12 protein-coding genes are annotated in these 17700 nt (G+C 70.7%); 4 read left to right on the forward strand and 8 right to left on the reverse strand.

Annotated elements, in window-relative coordinates; translation table 11 throughout:
* Positions 1–34: 34 nt before the first annotated feature.
* Positions 35–1717: a long-chain-fatty-acid--CoA ligase gene (locus J1M37_RS05835; protein ID WP_206452308.1), complete on the reverse strand. Its 1683-nt coding sequence runs from the start codon at positions 1715–1717 to the stop codon at positions 35–37.
* A gap of 219 nt (positions 1718–1936) precedes the next feature.
* On the opposite strand from J1M37_RS05835, the gene J1M37_RS05840 reads away from it, so the two are divergent.
* The 4 genes from J1M37_RS05840 (at position 1937) to J1M37_RS05855 (ending at position 6333) form a co-directional block, all read left to right on the forward strand.
* On the forward strand, positions 1937–2542 hold the full coding sequence (locus tag J1M37_RS05840) for a TetR/AcrR family transcriptional regulator (protein WP_095353721.1): 606 nt from the start codon (positions 1937–1939) through the stop codon (positions 2540–2542).
* A gap of 202 nt (positions 2543–2744) precedes the next feature.
* Positions 2745–3623, forward strand: a complete 879-nt coding sequence (locus tag J1M37_RS05845; RefSeq protein ID WP_206452309.1) for a TRIC cation channel family protein — start codon at positions 2745–2747, stop codon at positions 3621–3623.
* A gap of 72 nt (positions 3624–3695) precedes the next feature.
* The gene (locus J1M37_RS05850) at positions 3696–4709 is read left to right on the forward strand and encodes a trimeric intracellular cation channel family protein (protein WP_129867103.1); all 1014 of its coding nucleotides are present in this window, start codon (positions 3696–3698) and stop codon (positions 4707–4709) included.
* A gap of 67 nt (positions 4710–4776) precedes the next feature.
* Positions 4777–6333: a DUF1846 domain-containing protein gene (locus tag J1M37_RS05855; RefSeq protein ID WP_002858124.1), complete on the forward strand. Its 1557-nt coding sequence runs from the start codon at positions 4777–4779 to the stop codon at positions 6331–6333.
* A 142-nt stretch (positions 6334–6475) separates the two neighbouring features.
* On the opposite strand, the gene J1M37_RS05860 is transcribed toward J1M37_RS05855, so the two are convergent.
* The 7 genes from J1M37_RS05860 to J1M37_RS05890 form a co-directional block, all read right to left on the reverse strand.
* The gene (locus J1M37_RS05860) at positions 6476–9655 is read right to left on the reverse strand and encodes a DUF3427 domain-containing protein (RefSeq protein ID WP_342345122.1); all 3180 of its coding nucleotides are present in this window, start codon (positions 9653–9655) and stop codon (positions 6476–6478) included.
* The gene (locus tag J1M37_RS05865; RefSeq protein ID WP_342345123.1) at positions 9645–10487 is read right to left on the reverse strand and encodes an LD-carboxypeptidase; all 843 of its coding nucleotides are present in this window, start codon (positions 10485–10487) and stop codon (positions 9645–9647) included. Before J1M37_RS05865 ends, J1M37_RS05860 begins: the two co-directional genes overlap by 11 nt.
* 61 nt (positions 10488–10548) lie before the next feature.
* Complete coding sequence (locus J1M37_RS05870; protein WP_342345124.1) at positions 10549–12129, reverse strand: long-chain-fatty-acid--CoA ligase; 1581 nt, start codon at positions 12127–12129, stop codon at positions 10549–10551.
* 40 nt (positions 12130–12169) lie between these two features.
* Positions 12170–13351, reverse strand: a complete 1182-nt coding sequence (locus tag J1M37_RS05875) for an acyl-CoA dehydrogenase family protein (RefSeq protein WP_206452310.1) — start codon at positions 13349–13351, stop codon at positions 12170–12172.
* 47 nt (positions 13352–13398) lie between these two features.
* Positions 13399–14250, reverse strand: coding sequence for a CoA transferase (locus J1M37_RS05880; protein WP_206452311.1), 852 nt, complete (start codon positions 14248–14250; stop codon positions 13399–13401).
* Positions 14247–16424 (reverse strand): 3-hydroxyacyl-CoA dehydrogenase NAD-binding domain-containing protein, encoded by a 2178-nt coding sequence (locus tag J1M37_RS05885; protein WP_206452312.1) that lies wholly within the window; start codon positions 16422–16424, stop codon positions 14247–14249. Before J1M37_RS05885 ends, J1M37_RS05880 begins: the two co-directional genes overlap by 4 nt.
* A gap of 45 nt (positions 16425–16469) precedes the next feature.
* Positions 16470–17684: an acetyl-CoA C-acetyltransferase gene (locus J1M37_RS05890; protein WP_100057820.1), complete on the reverse strand. Its 1215-nt coding sequence runs from the start codon at positions 17682–17684 to the stop codon at positions 16470–16472.
* Positions 17685–17700: the final 16 nt, after the last annotated feature.

Raw genomic sequence — 17700 nt, forward strand, 5'->3', positions numbered from 1 at the left:
GGGTCGGGGTGGGTCTGGGGAGGTGGCGGGCCGGTCAGCGGCCGGAGGTGAGGGCGTCGGCGTAGTCGGCGCGCAGCTTGCGCTTGTTGACCTTCCCGACGCCGGTCCGGTCGATCTCCGTCACGAAGCGGACCTCGTCCGGCAGCTGCCAGGTGGCGAAGCGCTCGGCGAGTGCGGCGAGGACGGCGTCCTGGTCGACGTCGGAGTCCTCGTCCCGCACCACGAGGGCCAGAGGACGCTCCTCCCACTGGGGGTGGGGGACGCCGATCACGGCGGCGTCGCGGACCCCGGGGACGGTCATGATGTGGTTCTCCAGGTCGATCGAGGAGATCCACTCGCCACCGGACTTGACCACGTCCTTCAGGCGGTCGGTGACCTTGAGGTAGCCCTCCGGGGAGAGGTAGCCCAGGTCCCCGGAGCGCCAGTAGCCCTCGTCGTCGAAGCCGGCCTCGGTGGCCTCGGCGTTGTCCGCGTAGGAGGTGGTCACCCAGGGCCCGCGCAGGCGGATCTCGCCCACGTTCTCCTCGCCGGGCGGCAGCAGCTCGCCCAGGGGGTCGGTGATCTTCACGTCCACCCCGACGACGACGAGGCCCTGGAACCGCTTGAGGTTCCACCGCTCATCCTCGGAGAGGGTGTCCATGAGGCTCGGCTTCATGCGGTTGAGGGAGACGATGGGCGAGGTCTCCGTGGCGCCGTAGGCGTGGATGACCTCCGCGCCGGTGAGCTCGTCGAAGCCGCGCATCATGGCCACGGGGGGCTCCGTCGCGCCGCACAGCAGGCGCACGCCGTCCATCCGTGGGGGCGTCTCGAGGGTGCGGAGGTGGTGGAGCATCGGCATGAGGATCGCGGGGGCTGCCGGGGCCACGGTGACGCCGTGGTCCACGAGGGTGGAGGTCAGCCACGGGGTGTCCGTGAGGTTGAACCGGCCCGGCAGCACCAGGCGCGCGCCCACGGCGACGGCGGCGAACGGCAGGCCCCAGCACTGCGCGTGGAACATGGGGGTCAGCATCAGGGCGGTGTCCGCCATGGTCATGCCCAGGGTGGACACCACGGCGTGCGCGTGCAGCCAGGTGGCCCGATGCGAGTAGAAGACGCCCTTGGGACGGCCGGTGGTGCCCGTGGTGTAGCAGGCGCCGGAGGCGGAGCGCTCACTCACGTTCGGCAGGCCCGCTGTCTCGAGCGGCTCGTGCCCGTCGAGGAGGGCCTCGTAGGAGAGGACGTCGTCGCGACCGGCCCAGTCGGCAGGGAGCTCGCCGTCGCCGGCCACGATCCAGCGGACGCCGTCGGGCAGGTGCGGTTCGAGCGCGGCGGCGAGCTCCAGGAGGGTCTCGTCCACGACGATCGTCCCCACCTTCGCGTGGGTGATCACGTAGGCCAGGTCCGTGGGCGCCAGGCGCAGGTTGAGCTGCACCATGGTCGCGCCCAGCAGCGGGACGGAGAAGTAGGACTCGAGGTGGCGGACGTCGTTCCACAGCAGCAGGCCGACCCGGTCCCCCGGCCCGACGCCCTCGGCGCGCAGGGCCGCGGCCATGCGGCGCACCCGCTCCCACACGGCCGCGTAGGTGGTGGTCTGCCACGGGGAGCCGCCGCCGCGGGTGTGGATGATCTGCTGATCCCCGAAGGTCCGGGCGGCGTCCCGCAGGAGGCGAGTGGTGGTGAGCTGCTCGTCGTCGCCCATGGTGGACGGGGTGCCGAGGACGGTGTCGGTGGTCTGCATGGGTCCCCCTGGGAGGTGTGGTGGTCGCGGAGGCGGGCGGCAGTCGTCTGTGACATGCCTCACTGAGCTGATGTTGCACACTCAAGCACGATGTTGCACTAGCGTACAAGAAGGGTGCGGGGGGGCGTTTCGATCCCTGCCGTAGGGTTCAGCGAGCCCCCGCATCCTCGTCTCCCGACCACGGGCCATCCCATCCGCCGACCCAGCCCCGAGGACCCGATGAACACCCTCCTGCCCTTCGACCAGGACGACCTCGCCTCCCCCGCGCGCCTGCGCCTGGCGGCCCTCGAGCTGTATGCCGAGCGGGGGGTCGAGATGGCCAGCGTCCGCGAGATAGCGCAACGGGCCGGCGTCGCCCCCGGGCTGGTGCGGCACCACTTCGGCAGCAAGGCGGGGCTGACCCGCGCCGTCGACGACGACGTGCTGCGCCTGATCGCCGCGACCCTCGACGAGGTCCCGCTCGTGGGCACCCCACAGGAGGTGTCCGCGGCCCGCGACGCGGCGTTCGCGGACCTGCTGGCCGACCACCCGGTGGTGGGGGCCTACGTGCGCCGCTCGCTGCTGGAGGCCGGCGGGGAGACCGAGTCCCTGCTGGAGCGCCTCGTGGACCTGACCACGGAACAGACCGAGCGCCTGCGCCGGTCCGGCTTCGCCCCGCGGCGCAGCATGCCGACGTCCGTGTTCGGCACCGTCATCCGGCAGATGGGGCACCTGATGGTCGACCCGTCGGCGGACCGCATCTGGCGCCGGATCGCCGAGACCCAGGAGGGCGCCGCCGAACAGGCAAGCCCGCGGGTGCGGCTCGTGGTGGATCCGCCGCGGTGAGCAGGATCGCCGCCCACCGCGGCGGCGTCCGCGTACGCCTGCGCCGCCCAGTCCTCGCTGACCCCGACGAGCTCCTCCGGGTCCTCCTGGGTGGCCACGACGCCGGCCCGCCCGTTCCGGGAACGCCTGCGGTCGGTATGGGCGCACTTTTCAGGCTCAAAGTGACCGCACGCGTTCCAGGTCCGCGGGCGCCCACCCCCCCGTGTGGCTGCTGTCCGCCACCCCCAAGGACCCCGCCGAACTCGAACGGGACGTGCCCGAGCCGATCGACGCGCACGGCGAGCTCGCCGAGGCGATCACCGCGGCGATCACCGCCGTGGACCTCGTGGGCGTGTTCTTCTTCGCGATCTCGGGTGCGGTGCTCGCCGTGCGCAAGGGCTACGACATCGTCGGCTCCCTGCTGCTGGCCCTCATGGTGGGCACGGGCGGCGGTGTCGTCCGGGACCTCGTGGTCGGCCGGGACGTGCCCGCGGCCTTCGACAACCCCTGGTACCTGATCCTGCCGGCGGTCGCGTCGCTGGCGGTGTTCCTCCGGATCTTCGACGGCGAGCGCGGCCACCACGCCGTCATGGCCTTCGACGCCATCGGCCTGGCCGTGTACTGCGTGGTGGGCACGCGCATCGCCCTGCTCGCCGGCCTGAGCCCGGTCGCCGCCGCGGTGCTGGGCCTGGTGACCGCCGTCGGCGGCGGCATCCTGCGCGACGTCGTCGCCGGGGAACCGCCCGCCGTGTTCGGCGGGCGCGGCTGGTACGCGCTGCCGGCCATCCTCGGCGCGGGCACGACGGCGGCCCTCGGCCAGGCGGAGCTCCTGAACCCGCTGACCTCGGCCGCGGTGATGGTGCTCGTGCTGGTGCTGCGCGTGGTGTCGCTGCGCAGGGAGTGGCTCGCCCCGGGGGCCGAGATCTCGGGGGTGACCCAGCGCCAGCGCCTGGATCCGCACGACGAGCCGCCCGTGCCGGACATCCGCGACCGCAAGGGCCGGGACGGGCCGCCCGCCGACCCCGGCGAGGACGGCCCCCCGGCGAACGAGGAGACGCCCGGAACCGACGAAGACGTCACACCTCCGGGGACACCCGGGTGAACAAACGAGCCACTGCGCGGGCCGCACGGGACAATGGCCGGTGAATCCCCGGACCCGATGGAAGGAGCCGCCGTGGACGTGCAGCAGTTCTTCGCCACCCTCACCGACGTCCCGTGGCTGCTCACGACCCTGGACCTGATCGGGATCTTCTTCTTCGCCACCTCGGGGGCGCTGCTGGCGGCGCGCAAGCAGTTCGACCTGGTGGGCTCGATGGCGCTGTCCCTGCTGGCCGGGCTGGGCGGCGGCTTCACCCGGGACATCCTGCTGGACCGCGGCCTGCCCGCGTCCCTGGAGAACCCGGTCTACCTGGCCCCGCCGGTGCTCGTCTCCCTGCTCGTGTACATCAAGCTGATCCACCCGAATCGGCTGAACCTGACCATCACCCTGTTCGACGCCGCCGGGCTCGCCCTGTTCACGGTGTCCGGCGTGCTGCTGGCGCACTCGATGGGCGTGCACCCGGTGTCCACGGTGGTGATCGCGATGGTCACGGCGCTGGGCGGCGGCGTGCTGCGGGACATCGTCGCCAACGAGGTGCCCTCCATCTTCGACCCCCGCGGCGTCTACGTGCTCCCCACGTTCCTGGGCGCGGTGCTGGCGACCGTGGTGGCGATGAACGGCGCGCTCAACGCGTTCACGGGCTTCCTCATCGCGTTCCTGATCTTCGCGGTGCGGATGATCGCCTACCGCTACCAGTGGCGGTTCTTCGGCGCGGAGATCTCACAGGACAAGGAGTCCCTCGAACGTCTGCGGCGCCTGGCCACGCAGGCGCAGGAGGCGGCCGCGCGCCGGGTGGAGCGCACCCTCGAGCGCCGGCTGCGCTCCCCCGGCGCCCCCGCCTTCCCCGACGACGACACGCACGGGTCCTACGGCCCGCGGCAGGAGTACGAGGACCAGGTGCGGGTGGACGACTACGACCCGCAGACCCAGACGATCACCGTCGTCGACCCCGCCTCACACCAGCAGGTGCGCCTGGACCGCGGCACCGGCGTCATGGACGTCACCGACCTGCGCACCGGGCGCACGCGCAGCTTCGACGACCCCGAGCACGATTGGATCGCGGACGACCCGGAGGACCCGAGGGGCTGAGGGATGCGGTGGGCCCGACGCCGGGCCGCGCACGCGCACCCCGCGGACGGGTCTATGCTGAGAGTCCATGACCGGCACGCATGAGACCGCCCGCCCCGCCAGCACCACCACGGAGGCCGCGGCCTCCGGCCCCCTCCACCGCGTCGGATTCGACCGCGCGAAGTACATCGAACTCCAGTCCCAGCACATCCAGGAACGCCGGCGCCAGATCGGCGGGAAGCTGTACCTGGAGATGGGCGGCAAGCTCTTCGACGACCTGCACGCCTCCCGCGTCCTGCCCGGCTTCACCCCGGACAACAAGATCGCGATGCTCGACCGCATCAAGGACGAGACCGAGATCCTGGTGTGCTTCAACGCCAAGGACCTCGAGCGGAACAAGGTCCGCGCGGACCTGGGCATCACGTACGAGGACGACGTCCTGCGCCTCGTGGACGTGTTCCGGGAGCGCGGGTTCCTGGTGGAGCACGTGGTGGTCACGCAGCTGGAGGACGCCAACCACCGCGCGCTGGCGTTCCTCGAGAAGCTCGAGCGCCTCGGCCTGAAGGTGGCCCGCCACCGCGTGATCCCCGGCTACCCGCACGCCATGTCCACGATCGTCTCGGAGCAGGGCTTCGGCGCCAACGAGTGGTCCGAGACCACGCGGGACCTCGTCGTCGTGACGGCCCCCGGCCCGGGCTCCGGCAAGCTGGCGACGTGCCTGAGCCAGGTGTACAACGATCGGCAGCGGGGCATCCCGGCCGGCTACGCGAAGTTCGAGACGTTCCCCATCTGGAACCTGCCGCTCGAGCACCCGGTGAACGCCGCCTACGAGGCCGCCACCGTGGACCTGGACGACATCAACCTGATCGACCCGTTCCACCTGGCCGAGTACGGCGAGCGGGTGACGAGCTACAACCGCGACGTCGAGGTGTTCCCGCTGCTGTCCGCGCTGCTGGAGAAGGTCACGGGCACCACCCCGTACAAGTCCCCCACGGACATGGGCGTGAACATGGCCGGCGCGGCGATCGTGGACGACGAGGTGTGCCAGGAGGCCGCGAAGCAGGAGATCATCCGGCGCTACTACAAGGCTCAGGTCAACGAGGCCCTGGAGGGCGCGGACGACACCGAGTCCGAGCGCGTGGCCCTGGTGATGTCCAAGCTGGGCCTGAGTTCGGAGGACCGCCCGGTGGTGGGTGCCGCGCAGTTGGTGGCCGAGCGCACCGGTGAGCCCGGCGCGGCCGTGCAGCTGGCGGACGGCACCCTGGTGACCGGCAAGACCTCGGAGCTGCTGGGCTGCTCCGCCGCGGTGCTGCTCAACGCCCTCAAGGTGCTGGCCGGCATCGAGGACGACGTGCACCTGCTCTCCCCCGCCTCGATCGAGCCGATCCAGACGCTCAAGACCGTGCACCTGGGCTCCAAGAACCCGCGGCTGCACACAGACGAGGTGCTGATCGCGCTGTCCGTGTCCGCGGCGACCGACGAGAACGCGAAGGCGGCCGTCGAGCAGCTGGCGAGCCTCGAGGGCTGCGACGTGCACACGACGACGATCCTCGGCTCCGTGGATGAGGGCATCTTCCGGTCCCTGGGGATGCTCGTGACGAGCGAGCCGAAGTTCCAGAAGAAGGGGCTGTACCGGAAGCGGTGACGGTGGGGCGGCTCTCGAACGCCTCCGTTTGACATCCGGGCGACTCCCGGGCCGTTTCCGTTCGGGATCCGGACACTTCCGGAAAACTCGCGCCCGCGCCTATCGCGCACGACGACCGTCACACTCGACGCCCACTCCCTCCCTAGCTAGCGGCCCTCGCTTCCTGGTACGCCGAGGTAGGCATCTCGCGATCCAGTGCCCAAGTGATCTGCATCGGCCGTTCTGTGCCCGACCAATCCGCGAACTGCACCGTTCCCAGACACAGATAGGCAGCACCCTCTCCAATCGCATCCCTACCCGACCCTCGAACAAACATTAGGGTGTGCGACCCGCCGTGCTCCTTGCTGAGGTAGCGCTGGCCCGTGGGGGAGCGAGCGGTCGTGACGTTCTGACTCTCCCAGTGGAATGCGGACCGGCTGACGGCAAAGTCGCGGTACATCGTGCTGGGTGAGAACTGCCGAGCATCCTTTTTAAGGGTCACGAGGAGAGCATCGGTGTTGTAGTCCGGGGAGAAGGCCACGCCTTCCCGGTGACTCGACTGCGTGCGCTCCCACGATGAGATGTCCAGGCCGGCCAGAATCTCCGTCCGTCGATAGTGTGCATGGCTACGGAGGGCCGTCGGCTTCCCCAACCGCAGGTGCTCGGGAGCGGTCCGGGCGCTCGACACGACGACGTCGAGCAACTGGTCGACCTCCTCCACGAATGCGGGCAACCCCCGAACCCAGTCGAAAGCTTCGTCGAAATCGGAAAATGGGGCTGGCCCCGCCCCATGCAAGAGGGTGAAATACAGCATGCGCGCGTACTGCTGATCCTGCGGAGTCAGCTCTTCATAGCGTGTATTATTTGTGAGCAACCGGCGGTACGCATCGGCCCGCTCGGCATCGTCCACGTGGCGCAGCGTGATAGCACGGAGGGTCATCCCACGGTCGTCGGGAGTCATGATGACCCCGAGGTGGTTACCCATCGCGAGGTCTTTGACGGTACTCCAGCTCCGTCCCGATTTTCCTGGCCGGTACACGTCCTCCAGCCCACGGCCGGCCTCCTCGAGGTACCGCGCCAGCGCATAGTCGGCAAGTCCGACGCGCGCCGCAGTGGCGTGGTCCCGCACATCCCTGACTAGGTCCGACAGTTTCAAACCCACCTGATTCTTGAGATTGGCCAGGATGTTTTCCTCCGCCACCCGGTCCAACACGATCTGCGATCCCGGCGGGAGGTAGGGGAATCCTGCCTCAACGTCGTCGATCAACTGGCGCCGACCACTGCCCGTCAGCGCGCGCAGTTTGAGGTCGAAACGGAATTCTTTGCGCTGATGGCCCACAAAATCTAGCGCTGTCAGCACGCTCTTGGTGGGAGAGCGGCGGAGCCCTCGTCCGAGCTGCTGGAGGAAGATCGTGGCACTCTGCGTCGGTCGAAGAAAAAGGACCGTGTTGACCTCAGGGATGTCGAGCCCCTCATTGAACACATCGACGCCGAAGAGCACCTTCAGGGTCCCAGCACGGAGGTCCCTGAAGGCAGCGGCTCGTTCTTCTGACCCGGTGTCCCCCACCACCACGGCCGCCGGGACCTTCGCGCGGTTGAACACCTCGGCCATGAAGTGAGCATGGTCCACCGTGGCACAGAACCCCAGGGCCTTCATGGCATCGAGGTCAGATACCTTGTCGCTGAGCGCCGCCAGAATCTTCCGAGCACGGGCCTCGTCGCCGGTGTAGATCCGACCCAGTGCACCCACGTCGTACTGGCCATTACGCCATTCGATTCCTCGAAGGTCGACGTCGTCGTTCACGGCGAAGTAGTGGAAGGGCACAAGAATGTCCGCCTCAAGCGCGTCCCAGAGGCGCATTTCGGAGGCAATGCGTCCTTCAAACAGGTCCTTGACGTTGACCCCATCGGCGCGTTCCGGTGTCGCCGTCAGACCGAGGACCTCGCGTGGCCTGAGATGGCGGAGGAGTGCCTCGTAGGAACTCGCAGAGGCGTGATGAAACTCGTCGATGACGACGACATCGAACAGGTCCGGAGACAACGTGGCGACACCTAGCCGAGCCAAGGACTGAACGGACGCAAACACGTGCTTCCACTGCGACGGATGCTCTCCCCCGACGAACAGCTCCCCGAAGGTGCCGTCGTTCAAAATGGCGCGGTAGGTCTTCCGGGCCTGGCGCAAAATCTCTTCCCGGTGCGCCACAAAGAGAAGAGTTGGGGGCGAACCGGCACGCAGTGCCATGTCCCGGTAGTCAAGGCCAGCTATCACCGTCTTGCCCGTGCCGGTGGCCGCGACGAGCAGGTTGCGGTGATGACCACGCGCGCGCTCAGCGTTGAGGTCATCAAGCATCCTCGCCTGGTGCGGATACGGGTGCACGTCCAGACCGCTGAGGTCGATGCGGTCCCCGCGGTCTGTGAATGATCCCTGTCGCAGTTCGCGGTCGAGGCGCTCGGCGTCCCGCTCCGGGTCGTAGGGCTCAAACGCCGGGTCGGCCCAGTACGTGTCGAACGTGGCCTGGAACTTCCTGACTAGTGATGGAGTCGCGATGGAGGACAACCGGACATTCCACTCCAAACCGTCCAGCATCGCGGCCTTGGATAGGTTGGATGATCCAACGTAAGCCGTGCTCCAGCCACTCTCGCGGTGGAACAGCCATGCCTTTGCATGGAGGCGCGTCGAGGCGGTCGTATAGTTCACGCGCACCTCGCCGCCGAACTCACCCACGATGCGATCCAGTGCTGCCCGTTCGGTCGCCCCCACGTAGGTCGTCGTGATGACGCGGAACGGCACCTGGCGCTCAGCCAAAGAGGCCAACTGTTTCTCTAAAGTGCGCAGCCCGTGCCATTTCACGAACGCGCACAACAGATCGACGCGGTCGGCCGAGGCTAGTTCGTCGCGAATCTCAGCGCCGATGCTGGGTTCCCCCACCGCGTTCGTCAGTAAGGCAACCTCGGAGAGAGGCGTCGCCGGCCGGGCCAGTCGCTCCTTGACGGGCGATGCGGCAGGTCGGATCTCCTGGAGCGTCCGCAGTCGTCCCGGTCGTCCGGGCTCTGAGACCGGAAGATCAGGCGCATAGTCCGCCCCCAAGGCTGCGATGACGCGTTGTACCAGCTCGACCTGCTTCTCCGGCGTTTTCGCCTGCGTCAGCGCATGCCGAAGCAGACCGCCGACATGAACGGCAAGTTGATGGGGCAAAGCAGTGTCACTGAGTGGTTCAAACCCCGGCTCGAGATTCTGCGCGGCGGCCAGCTGCTGCCGCACGTGCAGGGTTTCTACCTGCTCATATGCTCCCGCGGGCAGCCTAAGAAGACGCCCTGCGACCGCTTCGTCGTTAGTGCTCACGGTGCTGATTCTGACACCCCACCCGGGCACGTGGAGGAGTTCCCAAAGACGACCGATGAGTACTGCCCAGTGGCCTGCGCCGCCGCGCGCGCTCGACCGCGCCGCGCGGCACCTCGAAGGAGCTCGTCGGCGGCCGGGCCGCCAGCACGGCGTGCACAGCGCGCTCCCCCAGGATGCGCAGCATCCGACGCACCTCCCCGGCCCACGGCAGCACCTCCAGGCACCCGCCCCACGTCCGGCCGGTCACCGCGCGCCGCGGCCCGGCCCAGCGCCACGGCGAGGTGCCCTCGCCGACGCCGCGCGCGCCGTCGTCGTGCGGGCCCGGCACCGGCTCGCGGGTCCCGAACTCGGTGAGCGCCCGCGGGTCCAGCCAGTCGACGCCGTGGTCCTCCGACTCCCCCGGCTCCGTGATCTCCAGCCGCCCTCCCGTCAGCAGGGCGGCCCGCAGGGACGCGGCGTGCACCTCGTCCACAGCCGGTCCCGGCCCCAGGTGCACCTGGGTGGAGCCGCCGTAGAAGCTCGCCACGCCGTTCGCCCACAGCCACTGGTGCAGGTTGGTGTTGTCGCTGTAGCCGAGGAACGGCTTGGGGTCCGCGCGCACTGCGTCCGCGTCCAGGTGGCCGATCACGGTGATCTGGTCCTCCCCGCCCACCGTGGCGATCACCGCCCGGATCTGCGGGTCCGCGAACGCCGCGTTCAGGTCCCGCGCCCGGTCCTCGGGACTCGCCCCGAGCTGCCGGGTGGTGGGGTACTCGACCGGCACCAGTCCGGTCACCTCGGCCAGGCGGCGCATCGCCTGCTCGTGCACCGCGGGAGCGTAGCGAGAGGCCACCTGTCTGTCGTTCCTCTCGCTCAGACCAGACGACCTGCGCCCAGACCGCCCGGCACGCCCCTCACCCCTGACGCAGCTCGCGACGCAGGATCTTGCCCGTGGCGTTCTTCGGCAGCCCGTCCAGGACGGTCACCTCCCGCGGCTGCTTGTAGCGGGCCAGACGTTCGGCCGCGAACGCCTGGAGCTCCTCCCCCGTGACGGCGCTGCCCGGGGCCAGCGAGACGAAGGCGGCGATCTCCTCGCCCAGCCGCTCGTCCGGCACACCCACCACGGCGGCCTCGACCACGTCCGGGTGCTCGTAGAGGACCTCCTCCACCTCGCGGGGGTACACGTTCATGCCGCCGCGGATGATCACGTCCTTGAGCCGGTCCACGATCATCACGTACCCGGCCTCGTCCCGGCGGGCGATGTCCCCGGTGCGGAACCAGCCGTCCTCGTCGAACGCCGCCTCCGTGTCCTCCGGGCGGCCCCAGTAGCCGGCCATGATGCCCTCACCCCGGATGCGCAGCTCACCGGAGGTCTCGAGATCCTCCTCGGGCACCTCGGTGCCGTCCATCGCCACGATCCGGAACTCGAAGCCGTCCACCGGCCGGCCCACGGTGCCCGGCCGGGTCGGCGCATCCACGGGGTTGAAGAAGCAGGCGCCCGCGTTCTCGGACAGTCCGTAGCCCTCCAACACGGGCACGCCGAACAGCTTCTCCGCCGCGCGCAGCGTCTCCACCGGCAGGCTCGCACCGCCGGAGAGGGGCATGCGCAGCCTCGAGAAGTCCGCCGGCTCGGCCCCGGCCTCACGACGGGTCCGGGCCACGGAGAGGAACGCCCCGTGCATGGTGGGCACGCCGGGCAGGAACGTGATGCCGTGGTCCTGCAGCTGGTCGTAGGCGGCCTCCGGCACGAACCGCGGCATCAGGGACAGGGTGGACCCGGCGAACACCGCCCCGTTGAGCACCACCGAGAGCCCGAACACGTGGAACATCGGCAGCGCCGCGAACACGACGTCGTCCGGGCCGAGCCGGCCCAGGCCGGTCGCCGTCGCCATGGCGTTGGAACGCAGGTTCGTGTGCGTCAGCCGGGCACCCTTGGGCCGCCCCGTGGTGCCCGAGGTGTAGAGCAGGACGGCGTCGTCGTCGGGGTCGCGCGGGGTGATCTCCGTGACCGGGGCGATGCCCTCGGCGGCGCACTCCCGCCCGACCGCTTCGAGGTCCAGGGTGACCACCTCGACGTCGACGTTCCCGGCCACCTCGTCCACGGCGGGCAGCCCGGGCATGGCCCACAGCATGCGTGCCCCGGAGTCCTCGAGGAAGTACCCCAGCTCACGGGCGGTGAACAGCGGGTTGAGCGGCACCATCACCGCACCCAGACGCATGAGCGCCTCGTAGACCGCCACGAAGGCCGGGACGTTGGGCAGCAGCACGGCCACCCGGTCCCCCGGGCCCACCCCGCGGTGGCGCAGCCAGCCGGCCGTCGCGGCCGTGACCTGGTCCAGTTCGCGGTAGGTCATGCGGGCCTCGCCGATCCGCAGGGCCACGGCATCCGGCTGCCGGGCCACGGTGGCCGAGAGCAGCTCGGCCACATGGCCCCGGCGCTCGGTGGGCCGGCCGTGGGTGGTCGCGGAGGCGTCGGGGGTCTCGGAGGTCGTCACGGTGGCTCCTGATCTGGTCGGGACGGTCGTCGGAGGGGGGTCAGAGGAAGGCGGAGTGTCCGGTGAGGCCACGGCCCACGATCAGCGAGTTCACCTCGTAGGTGCCCTCATACGTGAAGATCGCCTCGACGTCGCAGAAGAACCGACCGAGCCCGACGTCGGCGAGGATGCCGTTGCCGCCCATCATCTGCCGGCCCAGCGCGGCCGACTCACGGCACATCTGGGAGGTCTTCAGCTTCACCAGGGAGGCCTGCGTCATGGACACCTCCCCGGCGGCCTCCAGCTGCACCGCCCGGTGCGCCATGCCCAGGGTGGCCGCCAGGTTGGCCGCGATCTGCACGAGCAGGGACTGCACCAGCTGATGCCCGGCGATCGGCCGGCCGAACTGGGTGCGCGCCAGCGCGTAGCGGCGGGCGGCGTCGAGGATGCCCTGCTGCGCGCCCACGGCCTGCCAGCCCAGGCCGTTGCGGGAGCCCAGCAGGATCACGTTGGTGTCCGCGAAGGTGTTGGCCTTCTCCAGCTTGTTCTCCGCCGGGATGCGCACGTCCGTGAAGGTGATGTCCGCGTTCTGGACGATCTTCACCGCGGTCTTGTGCTCGATCTTGGTGGCCTCGTAACCGGGGGTGTCGGTCTCCACGATGAAGCCCTTGACCTGGTCGTCCTCCTCGTCCCGGGCCCACACGATCGCGATGCGGGACATGGTGCCGTTGCCGATCCACCGCTTGGCCCCGTTGATCACCCACTCGTCCCCCTCCCGGCGGGCCGTGGTGGCCATGCCGCCGGCGACGTCGGAGCCGTGCTCCGGCTCGGTCAGCGCGAAGCAGCCGGTGTACCCCATCGCGTACAGGCCCGGCAGCCACGTCTGCTTCTGCTCCTCCGATCCCAGGGCCTCCAGGGTGGCCCCGACGAGGTCGTTGTGCAGGGCGAAGTACACGCTGAGGGAGATGTCCGCGCGGGCCAGCTCGGCCATCAGGTGCCCGCGGAACAGCGGGTCCTCGGTCATGCCGCTGATGTGGTTGTAGCCCAGCTCGCCGACGCGGCGGGCGATCTCGTGCGGGAACTCGTCCCGGCTCCAGGCCTCCGCCACGTGCGGGGTGACGATCTCGGCCAGGGCGGCGCGGATCTCCGCGAGCTTCTCCTGCTGCTCGGGCGTCAGGAGGCGGTGGTACTCGAGGACGTCGACGTCGATCAGCGAGCGGGTGCGGGAATCCGTGGTGGTCATGAGGTGCTCCTCGGGGTCGTTCGTGGGGGGGTGCTGAGTCGTGAGGGTCAGGCCGTGGGCGTGGCCAGGGCGGTGAGCGGGATGCCCCGCTCCTCCCCCCAGGCCTGCCAGTGGGCGGCGTCGTGCCGGGAGAGGGCCTCGGTGAGCTGGACGCGGACGTCCCCGTCCGCGTCCAGCCCGAGGCCCTCGACAAGCGCGGCCGCGAAGTGCGGCTCGAGCGCGCCGACGGCCACATGGCCCTCGGCCGCCGGATACACCCCGTAGTGGGGCAGGGCCCCGCCCAGGGGGCTGCGCGGGCCCGTCATGCGGTGCCGGTTGGGCAGGGCCAGGGCGTGCGCGGCATCGGCGAGCGCCACCGTGGCGTGCCCGCCGTCCCCGTCCGCGCCGCGGGCCCACAGCAGGGCCAGCGCGGCGGAGACGGCCCGCTCGGCACCGTGCAGATCCGCCGCGAGGATCCGCGGTGGAGCCCCCGGTGCCAGCAGGCCCGCCGCGGCCTGGTAGTTGATGTCATGGCCTGGCACGTCCGTGCGGTCCCCGTCGTATCCGGTGATGTCTACCTGGCAGATCCGCCGGTGGCGGGCGCGGACGGCGTCGGCGTCCAGGCCCAGCCGGCGCAGCGCCCCGGAGCGGTGGGAGGTGAGGAACACGTCCGCCTCGGCCAGGATCTGCTCCATCTCGGCGGCCCCGGCCTGGGACTTCATGTCCACGGTGCGCACCGACTGCCCGCGGTGCAGCTCCTCGTAGAGGGCCGGCACCAGGGTGGACACGGGGTCCCCGCTGGGCGGGAGCACCGTGACGACGTCGGCGCCCAGCTCCTGCAGGCGGGCTGCGGCGACGGGCCCGGGCAGGTTCAGCGCGATGGTCACCACGCGCACCCCGGCCAGCGGCGCGGCGCTCATCGGCCCGGCCCCTCGCCGCGCTCGGCCCGCTGCCGGAGGGCGTCGCCGGGACGGAACCGCTCGCCGTAGCGGTCGGCCAGCTCGTCGGCGCGGGCCACGAACGCGGCCGGTCCGCCCTCGCGGTGCGTCATGAACGTCACGGGCCCACCGGTGTGCGGCGGGAAGCCGATGCCGAACACGCCGCCGAGGTTCGCCGAGGGGGCGTCGGTGAGGACGCCGTCGTCGAAGCAGCGGGCCGTCTCGATGGCCATGCGGTACAGCAGGCGGTCCTGCAGGTCCTGCTCGGGCACGTCCGCCCCGGTGGCGAAGTGCTCGGCCAGGCCCGGCCACAGGTGCTTGGGGCCCTGTTCCGGGTACTCGTAGAAGCCGGCGCCCTGAGCGCGGCCCGGGCGGCCGAACTCGTCCACCATGCGCTCCACCACGCGCTCGCCCGGACGCACCGGACGCTCACCGCCGGCCTCGGCGACGGCCTTCTCCTCCTCGCGGCGGATGTGCTGGATCAGGGTCAGGGAGACCTCGTCCATCATGGCCAGCGGGGAGGCCGGGAAGCCGGCGTGGCGGGCCGCCCGCTCGATCCGATGCGCGTCGACGCCCTCCTCCACGAGGGCCGCGGCCTCGAGCACGAGCGTGCCGTAGACGCGGGAGGTGTAGAAGCCGCGCCCGTCGTTGACCAGGATGGGCAGCTTGCGGATCTGCTGCACCAGGTCGTAGGCGCGCTCCACCGTGCGCTGGGAGGTCTGCTCACCACGGATGATCTCCACGAGCCTCATCCGGTCCACCGGGGAGAAGAAGTGCAGGCCGATGAAGTCCTGGGACCGCTCCCGCGGGCCCTGCAGCAGGGTGATCGGCAGCGTGGAGGTGTTGCTGCACAGCAGGGTGTCCGGGCCGACCACCTTCTCCACCTCGGCGAACACCGAGTGCTTGAGCTCGACGTCCTCGAACACGGCCTCGATCACCGCGTCCACGTGCGCGAGGTCCTGATAGTCCTCGGTGGGCTGCACGCGGGCCAGGACGGCGTCGGCGTCCTCGCGGCTCATGCGCCCCTTCGCCCCGCGCCCCTCGAGGAGGGCGCCCACCCGCTCACGGCCGCGCTCGGCGGCCTCCAGGCTGACGTCCTTGAGCATCACGTCCGCGCCGTTGAGCGCGAGCGCGTGGGCGATGCCCACGCCCATCATCCCGGCGCCCAGCACCGCCGCCGTGGTGATCGTGCTGCGCTCGCGGGAGGGACCGCCCAGGGCCGCGCCGGAGCGCAGCGCCTGCATGTCCGAGTGGAACGCCTGGATCATGGCGGAGGAGGTGTGGCCCGTCACGAGGGACACGAAGTACCGGGTCTCGATGCGCGAGGCGGTGTCGAAGTCCACCTGCGAGCCCTCCACCGCGGCGCTGAGGATCGCCTTCGGGGCGGGCAGGTCCGCGCCGTGGAGCTGCCGGCGCAGGGTGGCGGCGAACGCGGGCAGGCGGGAGGCGAAGGAGGCCTGGGCGGGGGTGCCGCCGGGGATCCTGAAGCCCTTGACGTCCCAGGGCTTCGCGGCGGCGTCGGCGTCGTCGCGGTGCTCCAGGATCCAGCGCTTGGCGGCGGGCACCAGGTCCGCGGGGTCGGTCACGACCTCGTCGATGATCCCCTTCTCCATCGCGGCCCGGGCGTCGCGGGCGGTGCCCTGCAGCAGCCACTCCATCAGGGCGCGCTCCACGCCCACCATGCGCACCAGGCGGGTGATGCCGCCGCCTCCGGGCAGCAGGCCCAGGGTGACCTCCGGGAGGCCGACCTTCAGCCCCGGGTCGTCCACGGCGATGCGCCGGTGGCAGGCCAGGGCGATCTCCAGGCCGCCGCCGAGCGCCGTGCCGTTGATCGCGGCGACCACGGGGCGGCCGAGGGTCTCGAGGCGGCGCAGCTGGCCCTTGACCCGCTGCGTCAGCGCGAACACGGACTCCACGTCCTCGGGACCGGCCTGGGCCAGGGAGCCCAGGTCGCCGCCGGCGAAGAAGGTCTTCTTCGCGCTGGTCAGGACGACGCCGGTCACCGTGTCCCGCTCCGCCTCCAGGCGGTCCACGACGGCGTCCATCGCGTCCTGGTACCGCTCGTTCATCGTGTTGACCCGCGCCTGCGGGTCGTCCAGGGTCAGCGTGACGACGCCGTCGGCGTCCTGGTCCCAGGTGATCATGTGCTCACTCATGCCGTGCTCTTCCTGCCGTGCTGGTCGGTCGGGTGGGTGCGGCGCTCAGACGCGCTCGACGATGGTGGCGACGCCCATGCCGGCGCCGATGCAGAGCGTGGCGATGCCGGTCCGCAGGTCGCGCCGCTCGAGCTCGTCCACGAGAGTGCCGAGGATCATGGCGCCGGTGGCGCCCAGGGGGTGGCCCATGGCGATCGCGCCGCCATTGACGTTGGTCTGCTCCTCGGTCCAGCCCATCTCCTTCATCAGCAGCAGCGGCACGGCCGCGAACGCCTCGTTGATCTCCACGAGGTCGATGTCCGCGGCGGTCATGCCGGCCACCTCGAGGGCCTTGCGGCACGCCGGGGTGGGGCCGGTGAGCATGATGGTGGGCTCGGAGCCGACGACGGCGGCGGAGACGATCCGGGCCCGCGGGCTCATCCCGGCCCGCCGGCCGGCCTCCTCGGAGCCGATCAGCGTCAGCGCGGCGCCGTCGACGATGCCCGAGGAGTTGCCGGGGTGGTGCGGGTGCTCGATCTCCGCCAGCGAGCTGTACTTCTCCAGCGCCACGGCGTCGAAGCCCGCCTCCCGACCCAGCGCCTCGAAGGAGGGCTTGAGCGTGGCCAGGGTCTCCACGGTCGAGTCGGGGCGGATGGTCTCGTCCCGGTCCAGCACGGTCATCCCGTTCATGTCCCTCACCGGGACCACGGAGCGGGCGAACCGGCCCTCCTGCCACGCCGCCGCAGCACGACGGTGGCTCTGCGCGGCGAAGCGGTCCAGCTCTTCGCGGCTGAAGCCCTCACGGGTGGCGATCAGATCTGCGGAGACGCCCTGCGGGATGAAGTCGGTGGCCAGGGAGGTGGCCGGGTCCATGGCCCACGCACCGCCGTCGGAGCCCATGGGCACGCGGGACATGGACTCCACGCCGCCGGCCACGAGCAGGGACTCCCAGCCGGAGCGGATGCGGGCGGCGGCCTGGTTCACGGCCTCGAGTCCGGAGGCGCAGAACCGGTTCAGCTGCACGCCGGCCACGGTCTGTGGCAGGCCCGCCTTGAGGGCGGCCACGCGGGGCAGGACCGCGCCCTGGTCGCCCACCGGGCTGACGCAGCCGAGGATCATGTCCTCGATGTCGGCGGGGTCGAGCCCCTCATGGCGGTCGCGCAGCGCGTGGGTCAGGCCGACGACGAGGTCGATCGGCTTGACCTCGTGGAGGGAGCCGGAGGGCTTGCCGACTCCCCGCGGGGTGCGCAGTGCGTCGTAGAGGAAGGCGTCCTGGGTCACGGGGTCTCCTGGGGTC

This window comes from Micrococcus sp. KRD012 (genome assembly GCF_017168555.1).
In the GTDB taxonomy this organism is placed as follows: domain Bacteria; phylum Actinomycetota; class Actinomycetes; order Actinomycetales; family Micrococcaceae; genus Micrococcus; species Micrococcus luteus.